The organism is Micromonospora matsumotoense, assembly GCF_900091525.1.
Lineage (GTDB): Bacteria > Actinomycetota > Actinomycetes > Mycobacteriales > Micromonosporaceae > Micromonospora > Micromonospora matsumotoensis.
This window is the reverse complement of sequence record NZ_FMCU01000018.1, coordinates 92,941-117,557: the sequence shown is the minus strand read 5'-3', so window position 1 is coordinate 117,557 and position 24,617 is coordinate 92,941. Positions and strand designations below refer to the sequence as shown.

General features: G+C 70.4%; 29 protein-coding genes. 16 read left to right on the top strand and 13 right to left on the bottom strand.

Translation table 11 applies throughout. The annotated features are described in order from the left end of the window. Window position 1 precedes the first annotated feature (1 nt). Window positions 2-964 carry a TIGR03557 family F420-dependent LLM class oxidoreductase gene (locus GA0070216_RS27075; RefSeq protein WP_091251934.1) on the bottom strand — a complete coding sequence of 321 codons (963 nt, stop codon included), beginning with the start codon at window positions 962-964 and terminating at the stop codon, window positions 2-4. Between the two features lie 396 nt (window positions 965-1,360). On the opposite strand from GA0070216_RS27075, the gene GA0070216_RS27070 reads away from it, so the two are divergent. Next, window positions 1,361-2,749, top strand: a complete 1,389-nt coding sequence (locus GA0070216_RS27070) for a cellulase family glycosylhydrolase (protein WP_091251932.1) — start codon at window positions 1,361-1,363, stop codon at window positions 2,747-2,749. A 296-nt stretch (window positions 2,750-3,045) separates the two neighbouring features. Here GA0070216_RS27070 and GA0070216_RS27065 read toward each other — a convergent pair whose 3' ends face one another. From GA0070216_RS27065 to GA0070216_RS27050, 4 genes are all read right to left on the bottom strand, one after another. Then, window positions 3,046-5,334 carry an alpha-galactosidase gene (locus GA0070216_RS27065; RefSeq protein ID WP_091251930.1) on the bottom strand — a complete coding sequence of 763 codons (2,289 nt, stop codon included), beginning with the start codon at window positions 5,332-5,334 and terminating at the stop codon, window positions 3,046-3,048. A 195-nt stretch (window positions 5,335-5,529) separates the two neighbouring features. Next, window positions 5,530-6,450 carry a carbohydrate ABC transporter permease gene (locus GA0070216_RS27060; protein ID WP_176739149.1) on the bottom strand — a complete coding sequence of 307 codons (921 nt, stop codon included), beginning with the start codon at window positions 6,448-6,450 and terminating at the stop codon, window positions 5,530-5,532. Then, on the bottom strand, window positions 6,447-7,406 hold the full coding sequence (locus tag GA0070216_RS27055) for a carbohydrate ABC transporter permease (protein WP_091251928.1): 960 nt from the start codon (window positions 7,404-7,406) through the stop codon (window positions 6,447-6,449). Before GA0070216_RS27055 ends, GA0070216_RS27060 begins: the two co-directional genes overlap by 4 nt. A gap of 22 nt (window positions 7,407-7,428) precedes the next feature. Further along, on the bottom strand, window positions 7,429-8,754 hold the full coding sequence (locus GA0070216_RS27050) for an ABC transporter substrate-binding protein (RefSeq protein ID WP_091251925.1): 1,326 nt from the start codon (window positions 8,752-8,754) through the stop codon (window positions 7,429-7,431). A 279-nt stretch (window positions 8,755-9,033) separates the two neighbouring features. Between GA0070216_RS27050 and GA0070216_RS27045 the strand changes: the two genes are divergently transcribed. Both GA0070216_RS27045 and GA0070216_RS27040 read left to right on the top strand, forming a co-directional pair. Then, window positions 9,034-11,082, top strand: coding sequence for a beta-galactosidase (locus tag GA0070216_RS27045; RefSeq protein WP_091251923.1), 2,049 nt, complete (start codon window positions 9,034-9,036; stop codon window positions 11,080-11,082). Between the two features lie 40 nt (window positions 11,083-11,122). Next, window positions 11,123-11,899, top strand: a complete 777-nt coding sequence (locus tag GA0070216_RS27040) for a DeoR/GlpR family DNA-binding transcription regulator (protein WP_091251921.1) — start codon at window positions 11,123-11,125, stop codon at window positions 11,897-11,899. 15 nt (window positions 11,900-11,914) lie between these two features. Here the strand turns inward: GA0070216_RS27040 and GA0070216_RS27035 are convergent, their stop codons facing one another. Continuing rightward, window positions 11,915-12,145, bottom strand: coding sequence for a hypothetical protein (locus GA0070216_RS27035; RefSeq protein ID WP_091252001.1), 231 nt, complete (start codon window positions 12,143-12,145; stop codon window positions 11,915-11,917). Between the two features lie 41 nt (window positions 12,146-12,186). Next, complete coding sequence (locus GA0070216_RS27030) at window positions 12,187-12,444, bottom strand: DivIVA domain-containing protein (protein WP_091251920.1); 258 nt, start codon at window positions 12,442-12,444, stop codon at window positions 12,187-12,189. A gap of 306 nt (window positions 12,445-12,750) precedes the next feature. Here GA0070216_RS27030 and GA0070216_RS27025 point away from each other — a divergent pair, with 306 nt between their 5' ends. The 5 genes from GA0070216_RS27025 to GA0070216_RS27005 all read left to right on the top strand — a co-directional run bounded on the left by GA0070216_RS27025 (window position 12,751) and on the right by GA0070216_RS27005 (window position 15,999). Further along, window positions 12,751-13,623 carry a helix-turn-helix domain-containing protein gene (locus tag GA0070216_RS27025; protein WP_091251999.1) on the top strand — a complete coding sequence of 291 codons (873 nt, stop codon included), beginning with the start codon at window positions 12,751-12,753 and terminating at the stop codon, window positions 13,621-13,623. Then, on the top strand, window positions 13,620-13,841 hold the full coding sequence (locus tag GA0070216_RS27020; RefSeq protein WP_091251917.1) for a DUF397 domain-containing protein: 222 nt from the start codon (window positions 13,620-13,622) through the stop codon (window positions 13,839-13,841). The genes GA0070216_RS27025 and GA0070216_RS27020 overlap by 4 nt, the downstream gene beginning before the upstream one ends. A 122-nt stretch (window positions 13,842-13,963) precedes the next feature. Further along, window positions 13,964-14,236, top strand: a complete 273-nt coding sequence (locus GA0070216_RS27015; protein WP_245722757.1) for a VOC family protein — start codon at window positions 13,964-13,966, stop codon at window positions 14,234-14,236. A 227-nt stretch (window positions 14,237-14,463) separates the two neighbouring features. Further along, window positions 14,464-14,736 carry a hypothetical protein gene (locus GA0070216_RS27010; RefSeq protein WP_141723213.1) on the top strand — a complete coding sequence of 91 codons (273 nt, stop codon included), beginning with the start codon at window positions 14,464-14,466 and terminating at the stop codon, window positions 14,734-14,736. Between the two features lie 288 nt (window positions 14,737-15,024). Further along, a complete protein-coding gene (locus tag GA0070216_RS27005; RefSeq protein ID WP_176739148.1) occupies window positions 15,025-15,999 on the top strand; it encodes a serine hydrolase domain-containing protein in 975 nt (324 codons plus the stop codon). Window positions 16,000-16,098: 99 nt separating this feature from the next. Here the strand turns inward: GA0070216_RS27005 and GA0070216_RS27000 are convergent, their stop codons facing one another. After that, window positions 16,099-16,452, bottom strand: coding sequence for a hypothetical protein (locus tag GA0070216_RS27000; protein ID WP_091251910.1), 354 nt, complete (start codon window positions 16,450-16,452; stop codon window positions 16,099-16,101). A gap of 218 nt (window positions 16,453-16,670) precedes the next feature. Continuing rightward, entirely contained in the window at window positions 16,671-16,874 is a 204-nt protein-coding gene (locus GA0070216_RS26995) for a hypothetical protein (protein ID WP_091251909.1), read from the bottom strand. A 58-nt stretch (window positions 16,875-16,932) separates the two neighbouring features. On the opposite strand from GA0070216_RS26995, the gene GA0070216_RS26990 reads away from it, so the two are divergent. Together GA0070216_RS26990 and GA0070216_RS26985 are read left to right on the top strand one after the other, a co-directional pair. After that, window positions 16,933-17,367 (top strand): hypothetical protein, encoded by a 435-nt coding sequence (locus GA0070216_RS26990; RefSeq protein ID WP_091251906.1) that lies wholly within the window; start codon window positions 16,933-16,935, stop codon window positions 17,365-17,367. A gap of 184 nt (window positions 17,368-17,551) precedes the next feature. Further along, entirely contained in the window at window positions 17,552-18,325 is a 774-nt protein-coding gene (locus GA0070216_RS26985) for a phosphotransferase (protein WP_091251904.1), read from the top strand. 28 nt (window positions 18,326-18,353) lie between these two features. On the opposite strand, the gene GA0070216_RS26980 is transcribed toward GA0070216_RS26985, so the two are convergent. Further along, a complete protein-coding gene (locus tag GA0070216_RS26980) occupies window positions 18,354-18,731 on the bottom strand; it encodes a winged helix-turn-helix transcriptional regulator (RefSeq protein ID WP_091251901.1) in 378 nt (125 codons plus the stop codon). A gap of 117 nt (window positions 18,732-18,848) precedes the next feature. On the opposite strand from GA0070216_RS26980, the gene GA0070216_RS26975 reads away from it, so the two are divergent. From GA0070216_RS26975 to GA0070216_RS26965, 3 genes are all read left to right on the top strand, one after another. Further along, window positions 18,849-19,214 carry a DoxX family protein gene (locus GA0070216_RS26975; protein ID WP_091251899.1) on the top strand — a complete coding sequence of 122 codons (366 nt, stop codon included), beginning with the start codon at window positions 18,849-18,851 and terminating at the stop codon, window positions 19,212-19,214. Between the two features lie 115 nt (window positions 19,215-19,329). Beyond that, complete coding sequence (locus GA0070216_RS26970; RefSeq protein WP_091251897.1) at window positions 19,330-19,578, top strand: type II toxin-antitoxin system Phd/YefM family antitoxin; 249 nt, start codon at window positions 19,330-19,332, stop codon at window positions 19,576-19,578. Then, on the top strand, window positions 19,575-19,958 hold the full coding sequence (locus tag GA0070216_RS26965) for a PIN domain-containing protein (RefSeq protein WP_091251891.1): 384 nt from the start codon (window positions 19,575-19,577) through the stop codon (window positions 19,956-19,958). The genes GA0070216_RS26970 and GA0070216_RS26965 overlap by 4 nt, the downstream gene beginning before the upstream one ends. 179 nt (window positions 19,959-20,137) lie before the next feature. Here GA0070216_RS26965 and GA0070216_RS26960 read toward each other — a convergent pair whose 3' ends face one another. Then, entirely contained in the window at window positions 20,138-20,707 is a 570-nt protein-coding gene (locus tag GA0070216_RS26960; protein WP_091251997.1) for a TetR/AcrR family transcriptional regulator, read from the bottom strand. A gap of 79 nt (window positions 20,708-20,786) precedes the next feature. Between GA0070216_RS26960 and GA0070216_RS26955 the strand changes: the two genes are divergently transcribed. Next, window positions 20,787-21,707: an alpha/beta fold hydrolase gene (locus GA0070216_RS26955; RefSeq protein WP_176739147.1), complete on the top strand. Its 921-nt coding sequence runs from the start codon at window positions 20,787-20,789 to the stop codon at window positions 21,705-21,707. On the opposite strand, the gene GA0070216_RS26950 is transcribed toward GA0070216_RS26955, so the two are convergent. Then, window positions 21,646-22,539 (bottom strand): alpha/beta fold hydrolase, encoded by an 894-nt coding sequence (locus GA0070216_RS26950; protein ID WP_245722756.1) that lies wholly within the window; start codon window positions 22,537-22,539, stop codon window positions 21,646-21,648. The two genes, GA0070216_RS26955 and GA0070216_RS26950, sit on opposite strands and share 62 nt — an antisense overlap. A 31-nt stretch (window positions 22,540-22,570) precedes the next feature. On the opposite strand from GA0070216_RS26950, the gene GA0070216_RS26945 reads away from it, so the two are divergent. Next, window positions 22,571-22,906, top strand: a complete 336-nt coding sequence (locus GA0070216_RS26945; protein ID WP_245722755.1) for a hypothetical protein — start codon at window positions 22,571-22,573, stop codon at window positions 22,904-22,906. A 16-nt stretch (window positions 22,907-22,922) separates the two neighbouring features. Here GA0070216_RS26945 and GA0070216_RS26940 read toward each other — a convergent pair whose 3' ends face one another. After that, a complete protein-coding gene (locus GA0070216_RS26940) occupies window positions 22,923-23,132 on the bottom strand; it encodes a hypothetical protein (RefSeq protein ID WP_091251889.1) in 210 nt (69 codons plus the stop codon). A 196-nt stretch (window positions 23,133-23,328) separates the two neighbouring features. Between GA0070216_RS26940 and GA0070216_RS26935 the strand changes: the two genes are divergently transcribed. Continuing rightward, on the top strand, window positions 23,329-24,588 hold the full coding sequence (locus GA0070216_RS26935) for a multidrug effflux MFS transporter (RefSeq protein WP_176739146.1): 1,260 nt from the start codon (window positions 23,329-23,331) through the stop codon (window positions 24,586-24,588). Window positions 24,589-24,617 lie beyond the last annotated feature (29 nt).

Below are 24,617 nucleotides of genomic sequence, written 5' to 3'. Positions count from 1 at the left end.
GTCACAGTTCGCGGAGCCGGGGCAGCAACTTCTCCTGCGCCCAGTCGAGGAACATCGGCTGGCTGTCCCCGCCGACCTGCAGGACCGCCACGTGCGTGAAGCCGGCGTCGACGAAGGCGCGGAACGCCTCGACGTGCCGCTCGACGTCCGGGCCGCAGGGGATGCCGTCGGCGACGTCCTCCTCCCGGACGAACTGGGTGGCGGCGGCGAAGGCGTCCGGGTCGGGCAGGTCGGCGTTGACCTTCCAACCGTTGCCGAACCAGCGGAACTGGTCGTGCACGATCTTGCGGCACTCGGCCTCGTCGGGGCCGTAGCAGATGGCCACCTGGCCGTAGCGGGGCTGTCCGACGCCGCCCGCGTCGTCATAGAGCTGGATGATCCGGGAGTCGGGTTCGGTGGCGACGATGCCGTCGGCGTACTCGGCGGCCAGCGCGGCCGAGGACGGCCCGGACGCGGCGACGGCCATCGGCACGGGGCGTTCCGGACGGTCCCAGACGTAGGCGTCGGGGACGTCGAAGTGGTTGCCGGAGAAGGTCAGTGTCTCGCCGTTGAGCAGCGGACGGATGATCTGGAGCGCCTCGGAGAACATCTCGTGCCGCTGCTGCACGTGCGGCCAGCCGCCGACCACGTGTTCGTTGAGGTTCTCCCCGGCGCCGAGGCCGAGGGTGAACCGCCCGTCGGAGAGCACCCCGATCGTGCTGGCCTTCTGCGCCACCACCGCCGGGTGGTAGCGGCGGATCGGGCAGGTCACGAAGGACATCAGCTCGGCCCGGCTGGTGGCGTGGGCGACCGCGCCCAGCACCGACCAGGCGTACGGGGAGTGGCCCTGCGCGTCGAGCCACGGGTAGTAGTGGTCGGACATGACCAGCTGGTCGAAGCCGGCTGCCTCCGCCCGTACCGCGTGGTCGACCAACTGCTTCGGGCCGGTCTGTTCGCACATCAGGGTGTAGCCGACGCGGACCATCCTGGTTTCTCCTTCCGGGCGACGATCGTCACCGGATACCCCTGCCCGGTGCCGGTCAACCTCGGATGTGCGGCCGGCCCGCCCGACGGGGTGCCTCTTGACGGTCCCGCGAGGGGCGTCTAAGGTCCGGCTTAACCGGTTCAGGCTGGTGGTGTCACATCCTGTGGTGGGGATGACCGCCCCCTGTGGCGGCCCATGGTCGGTGTGGGTCGCCACAGGGTCGGTGGAAAACGGCTGAGTAACTTAACCGGTTGCCTTCCCGACCCCATCGGCATACGCTGATCCGCACGCGGCCAGGGAGTTCCGGCGGCGGCTGTCGGGCTGCAGCCGAGCGCCACCGTCACCAGCATCGGCACCCCGCCAGGGCAACGGGGTCGACCCTTCCTGAGGAAACCCATGAAGAAGCGACTTTCCGTCGCCGGCGTCGCCCTGCTCACCGTCCTCGCCGCCGTCTTCGCCTTCGGGCAGCCGGCTCAGGCCGCCGCCGGCTTCTCGGTCTCCGGTGGCAAGCTCTACGACGCCAACGGCACCGAGTTCATCATGCGGGGCGTCAACCACGCCCACACCTGGTATCCGCAGCAGACCACCTCCTTCGCCGACATCAAGGCGCTCGGCGCGAACACCGTGCGGGTGGTGCTGGCCAGTGGTGACCGTTGGACCAAGAACACCGCCGCCGACGTCAGCAACGTCATCTCGCTCTGCAAGGCCAACAAGCTGATCTGCGTGCTGGAGGTGCACGACACCACCGGCTACGGCGAGCAGGCCGGGGCGATCACCCTGGACCGGGCGGTCGACTACTGGCTGAGCATCGCCAGCGCCCTGCAGGGCCAGGAGCGGTACGTCATCGTCAACATCGGCAACGAGCCGTACGGCAACCAGGGTTACGCCACCTGGGCCACCGACAACGCCAACGCGATCAAGCGGCTGCGGGCCGGCGGGCTCGCCCACACGATCATGGTGGACGCGCCGAACTGGGGTCAGGACTGGTCGTTCACCATGCGCGACAACGCGGCCGGGGTGTTCGCCGCCGACCCGCAGAAGAACACCGTCTTCTCGATCCACATGTACGGCGTCTTCGACACCGCCGCCGAGATCAGCGACTACCTGGGCCGGTTCCGCACCGCCAAGCTGCCCATCGTGGTCGGCGAGTTCGGCTTCGACCACTCCGACGGCAACCCCGACGAGGACACCATCCTGTCGTACACCCAGGCCAACGGGATCGGCTACCTCGGCTGGTCGTGGAGCGGCAACGGTGGCGGCGTCGAATACCTCGACATGACCACCAACTTCAACCCGGCCGCCCTGACCACCTGGGGCCAGCGGATCTTCAACGGCGTCAACGGCATCAAGTCGACCTCGAAGGAGGCGTCGGTCTACTCCGGCACCACCCCGACGACCCCACCGACCACCCCACCCACCACCCCACCGACCACCCCACCCACCACGCCTCCCACCACCCCGCCGACCACGACCCCGCCCGCGACCGGTGGGTGTACCGCGACCTACACGACCATCGGTTCGTGGCAGGGCGGCTTCCAGGGCGAGGTCAGGGTGACCGCCGGCAGCGCGGCCATCAACGGCTGGACGACGAAGTGGACCTTCGCCAACGGCCAGACCGTCAGCCAGTCGTGGAACGCGACGCTGAGCAGCAGCGGTAGCACGGTGACCGCCCGCAACGTCGACTACAACGGCCGGCTCGGGGCCGGGGCCAGCGCCGCCTTCGGCTTCCTCGGCAGCGGGAACAGCGTGAACCCGACGCCCACGGTGACCTGCACCGCGAGCTGAGCACAACCGCTCCACCGGTGGCCGGGTCCCCGCGGGCCCCGGCCCCCGCCCGTTCCCGCCCCGCCGGCCCGCCTCGGTCCGTGCCGCCGGGTGCGTTCGTGGTCGCCGCAACGGGGGCGATGTGGCGGTATCGACCTGTCTCGGATACCACCACATCGCCCCCATTGAGTGGATCAAGCGCCTCGGGGGCCGCTTGAGCGCGCCGAGCGGTCCGGCCGTGCTGCCTGTGCCGGCCGTGCCGTGGGCCGACCGGGGCACTGCGCCCGAGCCGGGCTGTGCGGTGTGGCCATGTTCGTCTAGTCGGCCGCGTCGACCTCCAGGAGCAGGGCCTGTTCCGGGTGCAGGGCCGGCAGTTGCAGGCCCACCGTCGCCAGCACCGATCCGCTCAGCGTCACGGTGGGCAGCCAGCGGGGTGCGGTGATCTGCATCGCCGCCGGCTCCGGCACCCCCTCGGCCGGGCGGACGGCGTACCGGCGGGTCGGGTCGAGGCCGGGCAGGCGGACCGGGCCGGGGGTCTGCGTGCCGGAGGTGGCCAGCCGGGACACCGCGTACACCGCCCGGGAGTGGTCGTGGGCGACCACGCCGTGCGCCTGGACGGCCGGGTCCGGGTGGTCGATCCTGATCACCCGGCCGGTGTGCAGCAGCGGCCGGAGCCGTTTGTGCAGGGCCACCCAGGCGGTCAGCTCGGCCCGCTCCTCGGCGCTGATCGCGACGATGTCCCACTCGATGCCGTGGTGGCCGAAGAGCGCGGTGACCGCCCGGAAGCCCAGGGTGTGCACCCGGCCGGTGGTGTGCGAGCGCTCCGGGCCGATGTGCGTGCCGACCAGTTCCGGGGGCAGCAGCAGGCCGGTCCAGCGTTGGATCGACAGCCGTTCCAGGGCGTCGTTGCAGTCGCTGGCCCAGACCCGGTCGGTGCGTCGCAGGATCTCCAGGTCGACCCGGGCCCCGCCGGACGAGCAGCTCTCGATCTCCAGGTGCGGGTGCCGGGCGCGCAGCTCGTCGAAGAGCCGGTAGGCCGCCAGGGTCTGCGCGTGCACCCCGGGCCGACCGGCGTGCCCGGCCTCGGTGAGGTCCCGGTTGTGGTCCCACTTGAGGTAGCCGATCCCGGGGTGTCCGGTCAGCAGCGCGTCGAGCCGGCCGAGCAGGTGTGCGTACGCCGCCGGGTGGGCCAGGTCCAGCACCTGCTGGTGCCGCCACGGCAGGGGGAGCCGGCCGGGCGCGGTGAGCACCCAGTCGGGGTGGGCGCGGAACAGGTCGGAGTCGGGGTTGACCATCTCCGGTTCGACCCAGAGCCCGAACTGCATGCCGTGCCCACGGACGTGGTCGATGAGCGGTCCCAGGCCGGCCGGCCAGACGTCGGCGTCGACCTGCCAGTCGCCCAGGCCCGCCCGGTCGTGCCGGCGGCCGGTGAACCAGCCGTCGTCGAGGACGAACCGTTCGACCCCCACCTCGGCGGCCCGGTCGGCGAGGGTCCGCAGCCGGTCCAGGTCGTGGTCGAAGTAGACCGCCTCCCACACGTTGAGGGTGACCGGGCGCGGGGTGCGGGGGTGCTCTGGCCGGGCCCGCAGGTGGGTGTGCAGCACGTCGCTGAGCCCGTCCAGCCCGGCGGTGGAGTGCACCGCGCAGAGCAGCGGGGTGGCGTACTCGTCGCCGGGGCCGAGGACGATCTCACCCGGGGCGAGCAGTTCCCCGCCGCTCAGGGTGGACTCGCCGGTCGGGCGGCGCTCGGCGGCGGTCACGTGGTCGCCGCTCCACGCGGTGTGCACCGCCCACACCTCGCCGTGGCCGAAACCGAATCCGGCGGTGCCGGCGACCAGCAGCAGGGTGGCGTCGTGCCCGGTGCGGCCGTGTCGGCCCTCGCGGACCCAGGCGCCCTGCGGCCACGGGTGCCGTTGCGGCGCGCGTTCGCGGCACCAGCGCCCGGTCAGGTCGAGCAGTTCGGTGGCGACCGGCGGCACGGGCAGCACCGGCGTCAGCTTGCGTACCTCGTAGGGTTGGTCGGCGTCGTTGCGCAGCCGGTGCCGCAGGGTCAGCAGCCCGACCGGGTCGAGGGTGATCTCGACGGTCAGGGTCAACCCCGCGCCCGGGTCCGTCGCCCGCACGGTCACCCGCGCCGCCCCATCCCCGTCGTGCTCCTGCTCCCCATGAGGTACGCGCACCGGGGCCCCGGCGTCGCCACGCCCCCGCCCGGCGTCGCCCCGCCGACCACGCCCTTCGCCACCCGGGTCCCCGCTGTGCCCGGCCGGGCTCCCATCGTTTCCGCTGTGCCCGCCCACGTCGTCGACGTCGAGGCTGTCGAGGTGGAAGGCGGTGGTCCAGTCCCGGCCGGCGCGGTGGCCGGCGAGTCCGGGCCGGCCGCTCCAGCCGGCGCTCGCCTCGGGCAGCAGGGACAGCACGGTCGGCGCGTCGAAGCTGCTCGGCACCACCGGCGGCACGGTGGCGTCGACCAGGGCCGGCAGGTCGTCGGCGGGCACCGGGCCGAGGTCGGCCCCCCAGTGGACGACCCGGGGCAGCCCCGGGCCGCGCGCGTCGAGCACCAGGCTGGTGCGGCCCCGGCGCAGGTGGATCACGGTCGGATCGGTCATGGCGCTCATCTCCGGTGCGGGCACCCCGGCGTCCGTCACGGTGGGTGAGGTCGCCGGGTGTCAGTACCGCGCGAGAGCGGTATGCCTGTGGGTCATGTTCATGCCTGCCAGGAATACCGCTCTCGCGCGCATGTGCGGGTGGGGGCGGTGGGGGGCCACCGAGATCTTCAGCTCGCGCAGGTGTGGGTGGGGGCCTCAGCCTTTAGACGCTCCCAGGGTCAGGCCCTTGACGAACTGCTTCTGCAACAGGAAGAAGATCACCAGGGTGGGGATGGCGACCAGCACCGAGCCGGCCGACACCAGGTTGTTGTCGGTGAAGAACTCGCCACGCAGGTTGTTCAGCGAGCTGGTCACCGGGAACTTGTCGCCGGTGCGCATCAGCACGGTGGCCCAGAAGAACTCGTTGTAGATCCAGGTCACCTCCAGGGTGGCCAGCGCCGCCAGCGCCGGCCGGCACAGCGGCATGGTCACCTGCCAGTACTGCCGCCAGATGCTCGCCCCGTCCACCATGGCCGCCTCGTAGAGGTCGCGGGGCAGCGCCTTCATGTAGTTGCTCAGCACGAAGACGCAGAAGCCGCACTGGAAGGCCACGTTGACCAGGATCAGCCCCCAGTAGCTGTCGTAGAGCAACTCCGAGTCGCTCATGAACTCCGGCAGCGGCACCTCGGTGAAGATCCGGAACAGCGGGATCAGCAGCGCCTGCTGGGGCAGCAGGTTGGCGGCGGTGAAGAGGCCGAGCAGGACGATGTTGAGCTTCCAGCTGAACCGGGCGATCACGAACGCCACGCACGAGGCGAGGAAGAGGGTGAGCAGCACGGCCGGGACGGTGATGTAGACCGAGTTGAGGAAGTGCTGGCCGAACTCGGCGGTCCGCCAGGCGGTGACGTAGTTGTCGAGTGTCCAGCCGCCGAGCGAGACGTACCCGTTGGTCGCGGTGTACTCGTACGAGCGCAGGGAGGTCAGCACCGCCCAGAGGATCGGGAAGAGCCAGCCGACCGCGACCGCGCCGAGGAACAGGTGCAGCACCACCCGGGCGGGACGCAGCGGCCGGCGGCGCGGGGCCGGCTCCGACGCCGGTTCGGAGGCCGGCGGACGGGTCATGGTCGACGCGCTCATCGCCGGTTCTCCCTCATGACGACGGCCAGGTAGACGGTGATGAAGACCAGCGAGACGGCCAGCATGATGGTCGCCAGGGCGGAGCCGAAGCCGATCCGGCTCGCCTCGCCGACCACGTTCTGGGTGACCAGGGCGGAGATCAGCTCCAGGCCGTTGCGGCCCTTGTTGATCACCCAGACCAGGTCGAACGCGCGCAGCGACTCGATCACCGTCACCACCAGCACGATGATGTTGATGGGTCGCAGCACCGGGAAGATGACCCGGAAGAAGGTGCTGGTCTCCGAGGCCCCGTCGACCGAGGCGGCCTCCCGCAGTGACGGGTCGACGCCCTTGAGCCCGGCCAGGTAGAGCAGCATGATGTAGCCGACGTGCCGCCAGCCGGCCGCGACCAGCACCGCCCAGATGTTGACGTCCGGGTCGCCGTACCAGTCGGTCTGGCTGCCCAGGACGGCGTTGAGCAGCCCCTGGTCGCGGGAGTAGATGAGCTGCCAGACGAAGCCGATCAGCGCCAGCGAGAGCACCACCGGCAGATAGAGCGCGGTCTGGTAGAACCGGCTGCCCCGGATCTCCTTGTCGAGCAGCACGGCGAGGAACATCCCGAACGGGGTGGCGACCACGAACAGCGCGGCCAGCCAGAGCAGGTTGTTCTGCATCGCCGGCACGAACGGCGGATAGATGTTGACCACGTCGGAGTAGTTCCGGCCGCCGACCCAGTCGATCTCGCTGATCGGGCCGATGCCGTCCCAGTCGGTGCCGGAGAGCGCCACGGTGGCCAGTGCGGGCAGCCAGACCAGGGCGACCACCAGCAGCAGCGGTACGAGCACCATCAGCGTGATCACCACGCGGTCGGTGCGGGACAGGAGCCGTAGCCGCCGGCCGCGACCACCCCGGGAGGGGGTGGCCGTGGCCGGTGCCGGTACGGCGTGATCCACGTGGATCAGGGGCAGGTCGGACACGATGGTCCTCCCCCTCTCGCCGTCAGCTGGTGAAGATCGACTTCTTCTGGTTCTCGATGCTGTTGACCAGCCCGTCGATGTCCTTGGGGTTCTTGATGAACTGCTGGAGCGCCGGGATGATCACGGTGGAGGCGAAGTCCGGCCGGGTGTCCCGGTCGAGGAACTGGGCGATCTCGGTGGCCGAGCCGACCAGCTCGGCGGCCTTTTTCTGCAGGGCGGTGTAGCCGCTGGTGTCCGCGCCGCTGTTGGCGACCAGGGTGGTCGGGTCGTTCTTCACCGTGATGTCGGCGGCCTCCTTCGAGCCGACGTACTCCAGCAGCTTCTTGGCGTTGGCCTCGGCCTTGGGCTTGCGGGCCAGCATGTAGCCGTCGATCGGCGCGTCCAGCGCCTTGGCCCCGATGGCCGGGTCGATCTCGGGGAAGGTGAAGAAGTCGATGTCGTCCTGCTCGTCGTTGCCGAACTGCTGGGCGACGAAGAGGCCGAGCAGGTACATGCCGCTCTTCTTCTGCTGCAACGACTGGGCGGCCTCCTGCCAGGTGCGGCCCAGGCTGTCCGGCTGGTGCACCGGCAGCAGCCCGGCCCAGGTGTCGAAGACCTTCTTGACCTTGTCGGAGGTCCACGCCTCCTTGCCCGCCATCAGGTCGATGTGGAACTGGTAGCCGTTGATCCGCAGGTTGAGGATGTCGAAGGTGCCCATCGCCGGCCAGCCGTCCTTGTCGGCGAAGGCGATCGGGGTGAGGCCGTCCCTCTTCATCTGCGCGCTGAGGGCGGTGAGCTGGTCGAGCGTGGTCGGCACCTGGTAGCCGTGCTGCTTCCAGACCGACTTGCGGTAGAACATCGCCCAGGGGTAGTACGACGACGGCACGAAGTACTGCTTGCCGTCGTCCCCGGTGGATGCCTTCTTGAACGCGTCGGAGTAGCCGGAGAGCTTGCCCCACACGTCGCTGAGGTCGCCGGTCAGGCCCTTGGCGGCGAAGAAGCGCATCCGGTAGCCGGCGAACCACATGAACACGTCGTCCGGCTTGCCCTGGAGATAGTTGTTGATGTTCTCCTGGTAGGTGTTGTGGTCCACCGTGTTGATCTTGGTGGTGATGCCGGACGAGGTCTTGAACCCGTCCATCACCTTGGCGATGACGGCCTTGGGCTTCGGGTCGGACTGGTTGGAGCCGACCGACACCTCCTTGCTGTCGCTGCCCGAGCCGGAGTCGGAGCCGCAACCGGCGAGCAGCCCGGTGCCGAGCAGCGCGCCCGCGCCGACCCCGGTGATCAGGGAGCGTCGCCCGATGCCGGCGACGGAGGACGGTACGAGCCGGGCGAGATACTCGGCTTCGGTGCGGGGACGGGACATGGTGCCTCCTGCGGATGAAGAGGTGCGCTGCGCCCGAGGGCCGTCAGTGGTGGGGGAACGGCAGTTCGGAAATGCCAACATGGATCCACCGAGAACGAACATTGACAAACACAAACTCCCGGTGGCGCTTGAAGCTACCCCTCCGTGGGGCCCTGTCAAGAGGGCTGATCCGGATCGATATCGCAGGGTTGGCGGGCGATCCCGGTGGTAAACGTTGGAAAGATGGCCGATGTTGGAAAGTGTTGACTTGATCGTCCGCTAGGGGCACGCTCTGCTCTCATGCGGCAACACGGCAGCTGGCAGGGCGACGGGATCTACTTCGGCGCCGACTACAACCCCGAGCAGTGGCCCGAGCAGGTCTGGGCCGAGGACGTCGCGCTCATGCGGCAGGCCGGGGTCGACCTGGTCTCCGTCGGGATCTTCTCCTGGGCGCTGCTCGAACCGTCCCCCGGCCGGTACGAGTTCGGCTGGCTCGACCGGGCCCTCGACGTCCTGCACGCCGGTGGCATCCACGTCGACCTGGCCACCGCCACCGCCAGCCCGCCCCCGTGGCTGGCACACCGGCACCCCGAGACGCTGCCGCGGACCGCCGACGGCACCGTGCTGTGGCCCGGCGGCCGGCAGGGCTACTGTCCCAGCTCGCCGATCTTCCGGGAGCGCTCGCTGGCCCTGGTCGAGACGGTCGCCGACCGCTACGCCGACCACCCCGCCGTGGTGATGTGGCACGTCTCCAACGAGCTGGGCTGCCACAACGTGCACTGCTACTGCGACGTCAGCGCCGAGGCGTTCCGGGGCTGGCTGCGGGAGCGCTACGGCGACCTCGACCGGCTCAACGACGCCTGGGGCACCACCTTCTGGAGCCAGCGCTACCACGACTGGGCCGAGATCAACCCGCCGCGCGCCGCGCTCACCTTCGCCAACCCCACCCAGCAGCTCGACTTCCTGCGCTTCTCCTCCGACGAGCAGCGGGCCCAGTTGCGCGCCGAGCGTGAGGTGCTCAAGCGGCGCGTCCGCCAGCCGGTCACCACCAACTTCATGATCGGCATGGGCATCAAGCACATGGACTACCACTCGTGGGCGTCCGACGTGGACCTGGTCGCCAACGACCACTACCTGACCGTCACCGACCCGAACGCCCACCTCGGCCTGGCGTTCGCCGCCGACCACACCCGTGGCGTCGCCGGTGGTGACCCGTGGCTGCTCATGGAGCACTCCACCAGCGCGGTCAACTGGCAGCCCCGCAACGTCGCCAAGATCCCCGGCCAGCTGCGCCGCAACAGCCTCACCCACGTGGCGCGCGGCGCCGACGGGGTGCTCTTCTTCCAGTGGCGGGCCTCCCGGGCCGGCGCGGAGAAGTTCCACTCCGCCCTGGTCCCGCACGCCGGCCCGGAGACCAAGGTCTTCGACGAGGTCTGCCGGCTCGGCGCCGACCTCAAGGCCCTGGCCGAGGTACGCGGCAGCCGGGTCGACGCCGAGGTGGCCATCCTGTTCGACTGGGAGGCGTGGTGGGGCGTCGAGCTGGACTCCCACCCCAGCGTCGACGTCACCTACGCCGACCGGATGCGGGCGCTCTATGACGCGCTGTGGCGGGCCGGGGTCACCGCCGACGTGGTGCACCCGTCGACCGACCTGTCCGGCTACCGGCTGGTCCTCGTCCCCACCCTCTACCTGGTCCGCGACGCCGACGCCGAGGCGCTACGCCGCTATGTCGCCGGGGGCGGGACGGCGCTGGTGACGTACTTCAGCGGGATCGTCGACGAGCACGACCACATCCGGCTCGGCGGCTACCCGGGCGCGTTCCGGGAGCTGCTCGGGGTGCGCACCGAGGAGTTCTTCCCGCTGCTGGCCGGCGAGCAGGTCACCCTCGACGACGGGTCCACGGCCGACGTGTGGACCGAGTGGCTGCACCCGGCCGGCGCGCAGGTGGTGGCGTCCTATCAGGACGGTCCGCTGCCCGGCGTGCCCGCGCTGACCCGGCACCGGGTCGGCGACGGCACGGCCTGGTACCTGGCCACCCGGCTCGACGAGGCGGCCACCGACGCCCTGGTGGGTCGGCTGCTCACCGAGGCCGGGGTCCGCCCGCCGGTCGCCGCCCCGCCCGGCGTCGAGGTGGTCCGCCGCCGCGCCGACGACCGGTCCTGGCTGTTCGTGGTCAACCACACCGACGCCGAGGCGACCCTCGACGCGACCGGCACCGACCTGCTCACCGGTCAGCCCTGCGGCGGGACGCTGAGGGTGCCCGCCGGGGAGGTGGCCGTGGTCCGGGAGGAGCAGGCGGCGACACAGGCGGTCCCAGCGGTTGAGCCGTCCCCGGCCGCAGCGGCCTGACCTGCGTACCGTTCCCTCGTCCGCGCGGTTGGGAGGTCCGATGCTCGCTCAGCAACGGCAGAACGCCATCCTGGAGCTGATCCGGCAGCGCGGCGGGGTGCGGGTCAGCCACCTGGTCAGCCGGTTCGGCGTCTCCGACATGACGATCCGCCGTGACCTGGAGGTGCTCGCCGAGCGGGGGCTGGTCGACAAGGTGCACGGCGGGGCGACCCTGGCCGGCCCCGGGTCGGCCGAGGAACCCGGCTTCGCCGCGAAGTCGATCCGCCAGCAGGACGAGAAGCGGGCCATCGCCGGCCGGGCCGCCCGGATGGTCGAGCCCGGGATGGCCGTCGCGCTCTCCGCCGGCACCACCACCGCCGCGCTGGCCACCCTGCTCGGCGACGTACCCGGGCTGACCGTGGTGACCAACTCGATCCCGGTCGCCGACGCGCTCTACCAGAACCCGCGCGTCGACCAGACGGTGGTGCTGACCGGCGGCATGCGTACCCCGTCGGACGCGCTGACCGGGCCGGTGGCCGAGGCGGCGATCCGTACCCTGAATGTGGATCTGCTCTTTCTCGGCGTGCACGGGATGAGCCCGCGCACCGGGTTCACCACCCCCAACCTGCTGGAGGCGGCGGTCAACCGGCGGCTGATCGGCGCGGCCCGGCACCTCGTGGTGCTGGCCGACCACACCAAGTGGGAGACCATCGGCATCGCCACCATCGCCCCGCTGGCCGAGGCCGACCTGCTGATCACCGACGCCGGGCTGCCGACGGACGGCCGGCAGCAGATCGGCGAACAGGTCGGCGAGCTGGTCGTCGTCGAGGTCGACTGAGACCTGCCGCCCCGCTCACCGCCCCGGATCGCACGGTCCGTCGTGCTCGGCCCGCGCCAGGCAGCGCCGGCGGTCCGGCATGATCCGGTCACAGAACACCCACTGTCGTACGTGCTGGGCGTCCTCGGCGGAGACGGTGGTTCCGGCGACCTCGACCCCCGGCACCAACGCCAGCGAACGCGCCAGCGTGTACGCGAAACGCAGCGCCTGATCCTCAGTCGTGGCCGTGACGGGCAGGTGTACCACGTAGCGGGGGCCGTCGTCCCGGCCGGGTGCCGGGCCGTGGCTCACCACGGGGACCTGTTGGCCTGGGCGCTGCGGCGGTCCCGCAGCAGCCGTTTGAGCCTGGTGTTCTCCTCGGTCAGTCGGGTCACCTCCTGATGCAGGCTGGCCAACTCCAGGGCGACCCGGAGCAGGAACCGGCGTACCTCCCGGGGGTCGAGGCCACGACGGCCGAAGCCGACGGTGGGGAACTGGTGGTCGCGGACCAGGACCGGATGCAGCCGGGCCGGCAGGGTGCCGTCGTCGCGGGCGTCGCGGATCATCGGTCGCCTCCTGGTGGTGCGGGGTCGCGGGGACACCCGCCGCCGTGATAGGTATTCAGCAAGTCGGTCGGAGCCGGGAATTCGGCTTCATGTGGAGACCCGACGAGATCCGGTATGCGGCTGCCACCCGCGACGCCGTCTCTCGTCACCTTCTCGGCTGTTGGCACAGCCGCGGTTACTGCGCTTGCACCGGGCGTCCCCGGGGGCCGGTGATCACCCTCACCCGAAGGCCACATTTCCAGTGGCCTCCGTGTTGGTGCAACGACACCAACGGATTTCTTCTCGTCGGAACCCGGAGAGGTGAGCATGGCCGCAAAGAGAGAAGCGTTCGTCCACACCTTGCGCGCGCAGTGGCTCGGTCAGCAGATGCGCGAGCTGCGGGAGCAACGCGGCCTGACCCTCAAGTACGTCGCGAAGTTCCTGGAACGGGACTACTCGTCGCTGGCCCGGTACGAGCGTGCCGAGTGGCCGTTCCGGCGTGATCTCGTGGTGGAGCTACTCGATCTTTATGGCGTCTACGACGAGCGCGAGCGCGATCGGCTGATTCAGCTTGCCCAGGATGCCTGGCGCGTGGACCGCTGGGACAACAGCTTCGATCGGACGATCTACGACACATCCTTCATCGACTTCCCCTGGCTGGAGTCGAGGGCGAACCAGGTCTGCACCTACGCATCGCTGCTGATCCCTGGCCTGCTCCAGACCAGGGACTATGCCGAAGCCGTCATTAGGAACGCGGAGCCAAGCTCTACGAGTGAGAGTCAGATCCGCAAGTGGGTGCAACTGCGAATCGACAGGCAACGCCTTCTTGACGGGCCTTCCGCGACCAACCTCGCGGTGATCATCGAAGAGTCCGCGCTCCGTCGTCCGGTGATGAGCCGTGGAGTGATGGCCGCGCAGTTCGTCCACCTGGGGCAGATGTTGACCAGGCCGACGATCGAGGTGAGGGTGCTGCCGGCCTCGCTGGGGCTCCACGCCGGTCTCGATGGAACCTTCTGGCTGTTCAAGATGCCATCCCCGTATTCCGACGTGGCGCACGCCGAAACTCTGGGCGGGCGGTTGTTCATGGAATCGGACAAGGCCCGCCGGTACGTCCACGCGTACGATCGCCTCCGGGAGTCCGCACTCAGTGTGAGCGAGTCGGCGAAGCTGATCGCAGCACTCGCAGAGGAGCTGTCATGAGCGAGATCGTGCCTGAGGTGGCGTGGCACATCAGTACCAGGAGTCCGGACAACGGGGGCAACTGCGTCGAGGCGGGGCCGTTGCTCGACGGCTCGGGCCGGGTGGCGGTGCGGCACAGCAAGGCACGTGACGCGGCGACGATCGTCTACACCGCCGACGAGTGGGCGGCCTTCGTCGGCGGCGTCAAGGACGGCGAGTTCGACTTCACCGGCGGCTGACGCAGAACGAGGGGCTTGCATCTCAAGCGGCTTGAGGTCGCATAGGGGTGGTGCCGTGGACATGACGAGCTGTTACGCCATCGGTGGTCTGTGGCATTCCCGACTCCCGCACCGAGATCGTCATGCTGACCTCGCCCGGCGGTGGCACCCGCCTGGAGCTTGCCAGGTTCGGGCGGCCGGAGTCCGTGCCGGGCTCACCGGCGGCCATGGCCAACGAGCGGGGACTACGCAACGTGTCCTTCGAGGTCAACGATCTGCGGGCCGCCGTCGACTGGGCGGCGAGGGAGGGCTACGGGCTGGTCGGTGGCATCGGCGAGTACGAGGGTGCATGGCGGATGGCCTACGTCCGGGGGCCCGAAGGGATCATCGTCTCGCTGGCCGAGCGCATCGGCTGAGCCGCGCAACACCCGCTGCTGTCGATGAGCGCGCAGCTGATCTTGTCGGGGTGTGCTCAGGCTCCGCCTGGGAACGGACGGGTGATCACGTGCTGCTGATCTGCTGCCGTTCGTGACGGTGCTCCTGCGGTCCTACGCGTTTGTGCCGAGCCCTACGGTGGACAACATGCCCGACGCGACGGCGCCCGCCAACTGCCCGCCGGAGGCAGGGCCAAGGGGAGGTTCAGATGCTCTATCAGAGCCCTGCTGATTTTTGCGCCAGGTACGCCGAAGCGCACAGCAACGGCAAAGTTGATGGATTCGGCGGAGAGTCGAGTGTGGACTCGGTGACTGTCGTCAGCGAGGCCCCGGACACGGCGCGGATCGATGCGCTCTGGTACACGTATGGCCACGATCCGGATTCCGGATTCTACGACGTCTTTGAGCGCACCGCCTTCGTCCTGGTCAAGCGGCACGACGGGTGGCACCTGCACTCCGAGGAGAATCTCGGCTACGAGTGACCACCATCGAAGGGGGGTGCCGCGCCCATGTGCCGCAACCCGCGTACCGTCCTTGCTGTTCCTTCCTCTCCTGCTGGTCACCGCAATGGGGAGGCAGCGGTGATCTTCGCCGGTCTCACCGGTGCCTATGAAGCGTGCTGAGGCTCCTGCGTTGCGCGCGGATGCGGCGCGTCGCGCCGAACAATTCCGTGCCCGCATCGTCGCCAGCGCACTGAGGAGCGCTCACGTTTTGTGGGGAGCGCTCAAGCCTCCCTGCGACGCCTTGGCACGGCTGGGAGTATTCGTACCGTGGATCTCCAGGATGTGCTCGACGCGCAGGTCGCTCTCCGCGGCGTCCCGGCAGTGGTGGCTGGGGTCTCCGTCGCGGGGGCAAGAAGTGCGGCTACTCGCGGGGCGGTTCAGGTGACCCCGGATTCGTGCTTCCGAATCGCGTCGTTGACGAAGGCATTCACCTCCACCGCGCTCGTGATGACACTGCGGGAGCACGACGTCCCGCTGGGCAGCCCCGCCATCGAACTGCTGCCAGACCTCGCGCCTGACTGGCGAGCCGATACGGGCGTTACCGTCGAGCAGATCCTCGGGCAGGTCTCGGGGCTGCGCGAGTCCGTGGACTCGACCGCCGTGGCCGCCCTGGGCCACGGGCCTCCCGCGCTCGATGAGGCAGCCCGGCTCGTGGTACGCGCCGGAAACGCACACGAGCCCGGGGCGCACTGGTCCTACTACAACGGCAACTACTTCCTGGCCGGCGCGATCCTCGCGGCCCTCCACGGCGCGTCGTACGAGACGGCATTGACGGAGAAGCTGCTCGAACCCTGGCGTCTCTCTCGAACAGGTTTCGACGCACCGCGCGACTCGGTCACCGGCTGGGACGGTCCGACCGAACTCCCCCGAAGCGACTACCCACACGCGCGCCGCCCCAGCGGAGGCTTGTGGTCGTCGGTTTCGGACGTCCTGGCACTTGGTGAGGGGCTGCTCGCTGATCGGGCCCTGCTGGAGGACATCCGCCGACCGCGCACCACGCCGGACGACCCCCTGGCGTACGGCCTCGGATGGGCGCTCGGCCCTTCGGGCCAGATGTACCTCAACGGGCGCCTGCCCGGATACCGGACCGCGATGCTACTGGTTCCCGACCAGGACTACGTGAGTGTCCTCCTCGCCAACCAGCAGCACGCGCTCCCCGCCCTGGCAAGAGTCCTCAGCGACATGCAGCAGCCGCTGACTGGGGACGACCTCGCAAGAGACATCGACCGTTTCGCAGCCTGAGGTGCACTCACCCGCTGCGGAGTGTGCGTCTCCGGGGCGTGCGGACAGACCGCGTCTCGACGGGGCAGGTGCCGCCCGTCTGCTGTCCCGTTGCGGCCCTCAGTGACCTTCGTCCGGCCGGCGGCTGCGCGCCAGGAGGTAGCCGGCATAGGCGGTCAGCGCCACGGCGGCCAACGCCGCGGACGGCCCGATGAGTGCGCGGGCTCGCTCGCGGGAGCCCATCGCGGCTCCGAAGGAATGGTCAGCCAGCAATGACCAGGAGGACCGCCACGACAGGGCCGACCCGACCGAGAGCGCGGACCCGACGGACAGGACCGATCCGGCGGAGCCGATGCTGCCGACGGAGGCGATCGAGCCGACACTGCCGATGGACAGCACCGAGCCTCGGGATCCGATGGACAACAACGAGTCGGTGGACCACAACGACAGCCGTGACAAGCCGGTGGAGGTCATGAACGGATTATGCGGCACGGCTGTTGCCCGCGCGGCCATCCGGATCCCCGATCGGCAGGTTGACGAGGAAGATCCACCGCTACCCGGCGTGGTCGGTCAGGAACCCGCCGACCAGCGGGCCGGCCACATGCCTGACCTCGAAGGTGCGCCTGGCGTCCGAGCAGGGGTCGAAGGCCGTCGCAGTCAACGAGTGGCTGTAGCTGCCTTCCGGATAGGTCTCAGGAGTGCTTCTTCCTCGCCCAGATCGCGTAGACGGCGCAGATGATCAGCATGAGGACGGCGACGACGGTCCAGCCCCAGCGGGCGAAGGGCTCGTCGGCCATGAACGCGCGGATGCCGGCCAGGACGGCGAGCAGCAGCGGGCCCAGGCCGAACCACTCGGAGTGGTCGGAGAAGGTGAGGTCTCTCAGTGCCTGCCGCATCCAGCCAGTCTAGTGATCCGCTCGCGGGCGCACCGCCGGTGCCAGGCACAATGCGGAGATGGCACTCGACAAGTCCGGGAAGCTGTGGCGTGGGGAGAATGTCGACGACCTCGCCGAGTACCTCCGCCATTTCGCGGCGGGAGGTTACCCGGTGGCCACGGTGCTGGAGTCCCGCTGCGGCGAGTGCGACGGCCGTACCTTTCGCGTCACCATCGACGAGGAGGAGGCGACGCAGCGGACCTGTCTCACCTGCGGCGCGGTCGCCTTCATCGGCGACAGCGCCGAACACTGGGCCGGGACCGACCACGAGTCCTGCGCCTGCCCCTGTGGAGGTGAGGAGTTCGCCGTCGCGGTCGGCTACGCGCTCTTCGACGACGGAGAGGTGCGCTGGATCAGCGTCGGCCTGAGGTGTCTCAACGATGGCACGCTCGGTGTCTACGCCGACACGAAGATCGACTACATTCCGTCACGCCACCTCCTCAGCCAGGCGTAACGCCGCGCATCTCAACAGCGAGAATCACCCCGGCCACCGGCGGGCCCACGTTCGGAGCGAGTCGGTGTGCGGTGTCGGATGGCCGACCGGTGTGGACCCTCTACCGGTCGAGAGGCCAGGTGGGACGCCGAGGGCTTGCGAAACTCGGTGTCGCTGGCGTGGCGGAGCCCGGTATACCCGGCAGATGCGCGAGGAACTGCTGCCCGGCGGTAACACCACCGGTGCCGTGTTGATCGGTGGTGTCGTACACAAGCGGGCGTCGCGGTGGACCGCCACCGTGCACGCGGTGCTGCGACATCTGGAGGATGCCGGGTTCGACGCCGCTCCCCGCGCGCTCGGCTTCGACGACCAGGGGCGCGAGATGCTCAGTTTTCTGCCGGGGGAGACGATCGGCGGCCGGGAGCCGTGGCCCGGCTGGGCGTCGGCCGACTCGATGCTGGTCCAGGTCGGCCAATGGCTGCGCCGGGTCCACGACCTGACCGCCGGCTTCGTGCCGCCGCAGGACGAGTGCTGGTTCGTCGGCCGCACGATGGGCCCCGGGCTGGTCGTCGGGCACCAGGATGCGTCGCCCTACAACGCGGTGGTGGACGGTGACCGGCTGGTCGGGTTCTGCGACTGGGACACCGCCGGCCCGTCGTCCCGGGACTGGGACCTGGCGTTCTCCGCGCTGACCTGGGTGCCGCTCGCGTCGCCGCGCGACGGCAGGCCGTTGAGCGACGACGACGTACGCGAGCGGGCCCGTCGGTTGCGTCTTCTGCTCGACGCGTACGGCTACGAGGGTGACCGGAGTGGGTTCGCCGTCGCAGTGCCGCAGCGGGCCCGGCGGCAGGCCGACGTGATCCGCCACCTGGCCCACGCCGGGGACGCCGCAGCCATCGCGCTGCTGCCCATCGCGGAACTCCTCGAACGGTCCGCGACTGACGTCGAGGCCCTGCCGGCCGCCTTCTGGACGCGTTGATCGAGGTCCACCACCCGGCCCTGCGATGTCATCCGGGCCGGTTCTGGTGCAGCGCCCGACTGGCTTCGATGTGGGGGACGTGCTCGATGGCCCAGCCGGCGAGGGCCAGCGCGGGCGGGATGAGGCTCTTGCCGGTGGGGGTCAGCGCGTACTCCACCCGGGGTGGGACCTCCGCGTACGCCGTCCGCGCGACCAGGCCGTCGCGCTCCAGGTGGCGCAGGGTCAGCGTCAGCATGCGTTGGGAGATGCCGGGTATCTGCTGGTGCAGCTCGGTGAAGCGCAGTGCGCCCCGGTCGAGGGTCGCCACGATCAGCAGTGTCCACTTGTTGCAGATCCGATCCAGGATCGCCCGGATCGTCCGGCCGCCGTCGCCCCGGATCAGGCAGGTGTGTTCGTACTGCGACATGACCATCCCCTGTGCCTCACGCACACCCGTGTGCCTTTTGTAAGCCCTCCGATACTGACACATGATGTGGCTACTTCCTTCTCGTAACCATCGTGCTCATTATCGAAGGGGCCCGTCATGACACTTGCCTACTGGATCGTCGCCGCCCTGCTGGCCGTGTTCTACCTGTACGCCGGGGGCAAGAAGGCCACGCAGAGCCGGGAGCAGCTCCAGCCGATGATGGGCTGGGTCGACCGCGTACCCATGCCGTTGGTCCGGACCATCGGGGTGCTGGAGATTCTCGGCGCGGCCGGCCTGCTCCTGCCACCGCTGACCGGGATCGCGCCCTGGCTCGCCGTCGCGGCGGCCGTCGGCCTCGTCCTGATCCAGGTCGGCGGCATCGCGGTGCACCTGTCCCGGGGTGAGGCCCGCCAGATCGGACTCAACATCGTCCTGCTGGTGACCGCCGCCGTCACGGCCTGGCTGGCCACCACCTGGATCTGAGTACGGCCCAGGGCACCCGTACCTGCCTGCGTGACGGCGGCCGAATCTGAGTAGTCGGCCCGGGCCGCGGCCGGCGATCGCCGACTGCACGTAGCACATGTGCTACGTTTGGCGCATGCATGAGGTGGGGCTTCGGGAGATGCGCCAGAACGCCAGCGACCTGGTACGTCGGGCGCAGGCAGGTGAACGCTTGACGATCACCGTCGCCGGCCGCCCGGCAGCCGTGCTCGGCCCGGTCAGCCCGCGAACCTGGCGCGAGTGGGACGACCTTGCCGGTGTGTTCGACCAACCCACCGACGCCGCGTGGGCAGGCGACCGTGATCTCTTGGACGGCACCGTCACCGATCCATGGGCTGAGCGGTGAGCCGCGGCATCCTCGACACCAGCATCCTCATCGCCAACGACGTAACCCCGATTCCGGGTGAACTGGCCATCAGCGTCGCCAGCCTCGCCGAACTCCAGTTCGGTGTCCTGGTCGCGAAAACCGCCGAGGCGAGGGCGCTCCGGTTGGCGCGGTTGAGTGCCATCCAGCGCCGATTTGATCCGCTGCCCATCGACGACGTGATCGCCGACAGCTACGCACGACTGGCTGCCCGCGTCGTCGAGACCGGCCGTCAGCCGCGAGCCAGGGTGATGGACCTCCTCATCGCCGCAACCGCACATGCCCACGACGCCGCCGTCTATACCCGCAACGCCGACGACCTCGCAGGACTCGAAGACCTCGTCAGGATCCGCATAATCTGACGCGATCCGTAGGCGGACGTGATCCGTCAGTTGGCCCGCGCCGGGGACGCCGCGGCGACCGCACTGTTGCCCATCGCCGCACTCCTCGAACGGTCCGCGACCGACGTCGAGCCCTCCCGGCGACCTTCTGGACGCATTGACCGCTCCCGGGGCGGGCGGGGTCGGCGTCACCGGCACCGTCAGTCCCGGGGGCGGGCGGCGACTGCGGCCACGGTCGCCAGGTCTTCGCCGGAGAAGCCGGCGCGGCTCAGCACCGCCAGGGACTTGTTCGTCGCCAGCGTGCACAACGCCCACTCGGCCGCCTCCTGCTCACCGGCCCCCGCCGCCAGCAACGCCTGTTCCAGCATCGCCCGCAGGCCGTCGATCACGGCGCGGACCATCGCCTGGCCCTCCGCATCGAGGGCCGGGAACTGCGCTGCCGACACGGTGACCAGGCAGCCGTCCGGGACGGTCGGGTCGGCGATGCGGTTCAGGGTGACCCGGAGGAAGGCGGCCACCACGGCGTTCGGGCTGGGGTGGGGGCCGCGTAGCGCCTGGTCGAACAGCGGGTGGTAGGTCTGCGTGTAGAGCTGGAGGCTCTTGCGGAAGAGGGCGCTCTTGTCGCCGAAGGTGCCGTAGAGCGAGCTGCGGCCCAGGCCGGTGCCCTCGGTGAGGCGGTCGATCGAGGCCTCCGAGTAGCCCCAGCGCCAGAAGACGTGCATCGCCCGTCGTAGCGCCTCGTCCACGTCGAACTGCTTGCGACCTGCCATGGTCGTCAGCATACCCATCTTGTACCGATCGTTCCAAGGGTCTTGTACTGATCGTTCCAAGATGGGTATGGTCGCCGGCATGACAACCTTGAGTTCGCTGCGGCTGCCCGCCGGGTTCACCGACGTCTTCACCAGCCGGCTCGTCGAGCTGGACGGGCTGCGGCTGCACGCGGTCACCGGCGGGGACGGCCCGCCGCTGCTGCTGGTCGGCGGGTGGCCGCAGACCTGGTACGCCTGGCGCAAGGTGATGCCCGCCCTCGCCCGTACGCACACCGTCGTCGCCGTCGACCCGCGCGGGTCCGGGCTCTCCGACAAGCCCGACGCCGGGTACGACGCCGGCACGCTGGCCGCCGACCTGGTCGCCCTGATGGCCGCGCTGGGCCACGACCGGTTCGACGTGGTCGGCCACGACATCGGCATGTGGACCGGGTACGCCCTCGCCGCCGACCACCCCGGGCGGGTGGGCCGGCTCGCCGTCGTCGACGCGATCATCCCCGGGCTCACGCCGACCCCGTCGGTCTTCAGCCCGGCCGCAGTCAGCCAGCGGCTCTGGCACTTCGGTTTCAACCGGCTCGACGATCTCAACGAGGAGCTGGTCCGGGGGCGGGAACGGCTTTTCTTCGGCTACCAGTTCGCCAAGAAGGCCGCCACCCCGACCGCTATCCCCGGGTATGCGGTCGACGTCTACGTCGAGGCGATCGTCGCGGACCCGCGCGGGCTGCGGGCGAGCTTCGGGTACTACCGGGCGCTGGACGAGACGATCGCGCAGAACGCGCAGCGCGCGAAGACCCGGCTGACGCTGCCGGTGCTCGCCATCGGCGGCGCGCTCTACAGTGGCGCACTGGTCGCCCAGACGATGCGACTGGCGGCCGACGACGTCACCGAGGTGATCATCGACGACTGCGGCCACTACGCCGCCGAGGAGCAGCCGGCCCGGTTCACCGAAGCCCTGGAGGGCTTCCTCGGCGGCCGACCGGCAGCAGGCGGGCCGCACGCCTGACCCGCTCGTGGCGGTGGCCGGCCGTCCCCGGCTCCCGCCCCGGCGACCCGCTGGCCCCCGCCCTGGTGGCTCCCGCGTGCCGGGAACCGTCTCCGGGGCAGCGTGCGGATGCTGTCGGCTGGTCACGAGCGGGTCCGCTGCGCGGCGCCGGGGTGGTGAAGAAAGTCGGCGAGCGCATCGAGCAGGTGTCGCGGGGCGCGGTTGAGCGCGTCGTGGCCGGCGCGGGGCACCGCCAACGTGCGGCGTGCGGCATGACCCGGGCCAGCGCCTCGTTGGTCGGCCGGTAGTAGGGCGGCCCGCTGCTGCCGTAGGCCGGCAGCACCTCGGCGGTGATGCCGGCCCACCGCTGCGGCGAGCTGTCGTGCTGCGGGATCAACATGCTCTCGTCCAGGGTGGTCGGCAGCAACTCGCCCATGGTGCGCCCGATCGTCGTACGCAGGAACAACCGGCAGATGGCGATCCGCACGGCCAGTGGCAGGCGCGGCGCGGCCGAGTGGGTGTTGAGGCCGGCCCCGGTGAGCGCCAGGGCGCGGGCGATGTCGCCCGCGTGTGACGCCTCGCGGGCGGCGGGCACCCAGTCGAGGGGGAACAGGCCGTTGACCTGGACCGCCGCGTCATAGAGGGCGAGCCGGTCGATCGGCAACCCACGGGCGGCGGCGCGCAGGGCCACGAAGCCGCCGCCGCTGTGGCCGAGCACGTTGCGGACCCCGGTGGCGGTCAGCAGCGTGGCGAGGTCGTCGACGTCCTGGTCGCCGTCGTAGGGCTCGGCGCGGGCCGCCGCGTCGGCCCGGCCGCGACGGTTGTAGAGGTGCACGGTGAACCGGTCGGCCAACCGCGCTGCCAGCCGGCGGTAGACCTCGATGGTGACGCCACCGCGAGATCGTGCTCCACTCCATCGGCAGCGGGCCGGGCATCGTGGTCGTGCACGCTGGTTCGACCACTGCCTGGCCGTCCTGCGGCCGGTTCCGGCGGCGACCACCACCAAGTTCGAGGCGATCGCCATGATGACCGGGGTGACGTCGCTGTTCGCCCGCCAGGAGTCCGCCGCCCCGCGGGTCGGCTTCGCCGGCATCGACCTGGCGGCGTACCCGAACCTGGTCGCCGCCATCACCGATCCGTCACCGTCCGCGCCCCGCGACCTCTTCGAGACGACGGTACGCAGCGTCCTGCGCGGACTGCTCACCGACGACGCCGGATAGGCGGGGCAGACGGTCCCTACTGGCTCCAGCCGCCGACCCCACCGCTGCCGGTGCCGCTGCCGTCAGTGCGGTTGCGGTGTTCGTCGAGCCGGGTCCGGGCCTCGGCCGACGCCTGCTGGTCGAGAATCCGCCGGTCGGGGTCGATCGACGCCTGTCGGGCGCGACGCCACAGCCAGACGGCGGCGGCAGCTCCCACCACGAGGATCAGGATCATGAGCCAACGCATGTCGGCCTCCGTCCATCGAAGGAAATTCCATTCCGTAGTGGTCCGGTAACTCCACCGCCCCAGTATGGCCAGCTCCTGTCAAGCGAACGGGGAGCCGAGGCGTGCCGATCACCGCCGCCGGGGGGCGGACTGGATCGGAGACACCGGCCACCACGGGACCCCGCGCCGGACCGATCCCGCGACTAGGGTCCGACGGGTGACACAGCCGCAGGTCAAGAAGCCGTCCACGCCGCACCGGCCCCGTCGGCCGGCGGGCACGCCGTCCATGGTGGCGCTGGTGCTGCTGACCGGGGTCGGGCCGTTCGCCACCGACGCGTACCTCGCCGCCCTGCCCGAGCTGCGGCGCTCCCTGGACACCAGCGCGACCGTGGCCCAGTTGACCCTGACCGCGTTCATCATCGGGATGGCCGCCGGTCAGCTCCTGCTCGGCCCGGTCAGTGACGTCCGGGGCCGACGCGGCATCGTCCTGGTGAGCACGCTGAGCTTCACGCTGCTGTCGCTGCTCTGCGTGGTCGCCTCCAGCGGCGGGGTGCTGGTGCTGGCCCGACTCGGCCAGGGGATCGCCGCCGGCACCGGAGTGGCGCTGGGCCGGGCGATGGTGACCGACGCCTGGCAGGGCACACAGGCCGCCGCCCGGTTCGGCAGCATCGCCTCGGTGACCTTCCTCGGCCCGGTGCTGGCGCCCGCCGTCGGCGGAGTGATCCTCGACCACGGGGACTGGCGTACCGTGTTCCTCGCCCTCACCGGGCTGGGCGCGGCGATGGCGGTGGCCGCGCTGGTCGGGCTGCCGGAGACGCTGCCCGCGCACCGCCGGCAGGCGGGCGGCCCGCGCGAGGCGGTCGGGCGGATGGCCGGGCTGCTGCGCGACCGGGGGTTCCTCACCCACCTCACCGTGCTGTGCCTCGCGATCGCCGGCTTCTTCACCTACATCGGTGGGTCGTCGTTCGTCTTCCAGACGGTCTACCGGATGGACGAGGCCCGCTACACGCTCATCTTCGCCACCAACGCCGCCGGCATGGCCGGGGCCGGGCTGCTCTTCCGGGTGCTGGTGACGCGGCTCGGGGCCGGCCCGCTGCGGGCCGCCGGGGTGGGGGCGTCCACGGTGGCGACCCTCGCCCTGCTCGTCGTGGCCCTCGTCGACCGGCAGACCGCGCCGCCGTTGGCCGTGCCGTGGGCGTTGCTCGCCGTCGTGGTGACCGGGATGGGCCTCACGCTGCCGGCGACCACCGCGCTGGCACAGGAGGCCGGCCGGCATTCCGCCGGCACCGCCGCCGCGCTCCAGGGTGGTCTGGGCTTCCTGGCCGGCGCGCTGGTCACGCCGCTGACCGGTCTCCTCGGGTACGCGAGCCTGCTGCCGTTGGCGGCGGCCATGGCGGTCTTCTTCGTGGCGGCGTCCGGGGTGCTGCTGGTGCTGGCCCGGCCCCGGCGTGGCTTCTCAGTCACTTCACAGCCCTAGCAGTTAGGGTGCGCCGGGTAACCGTGCGT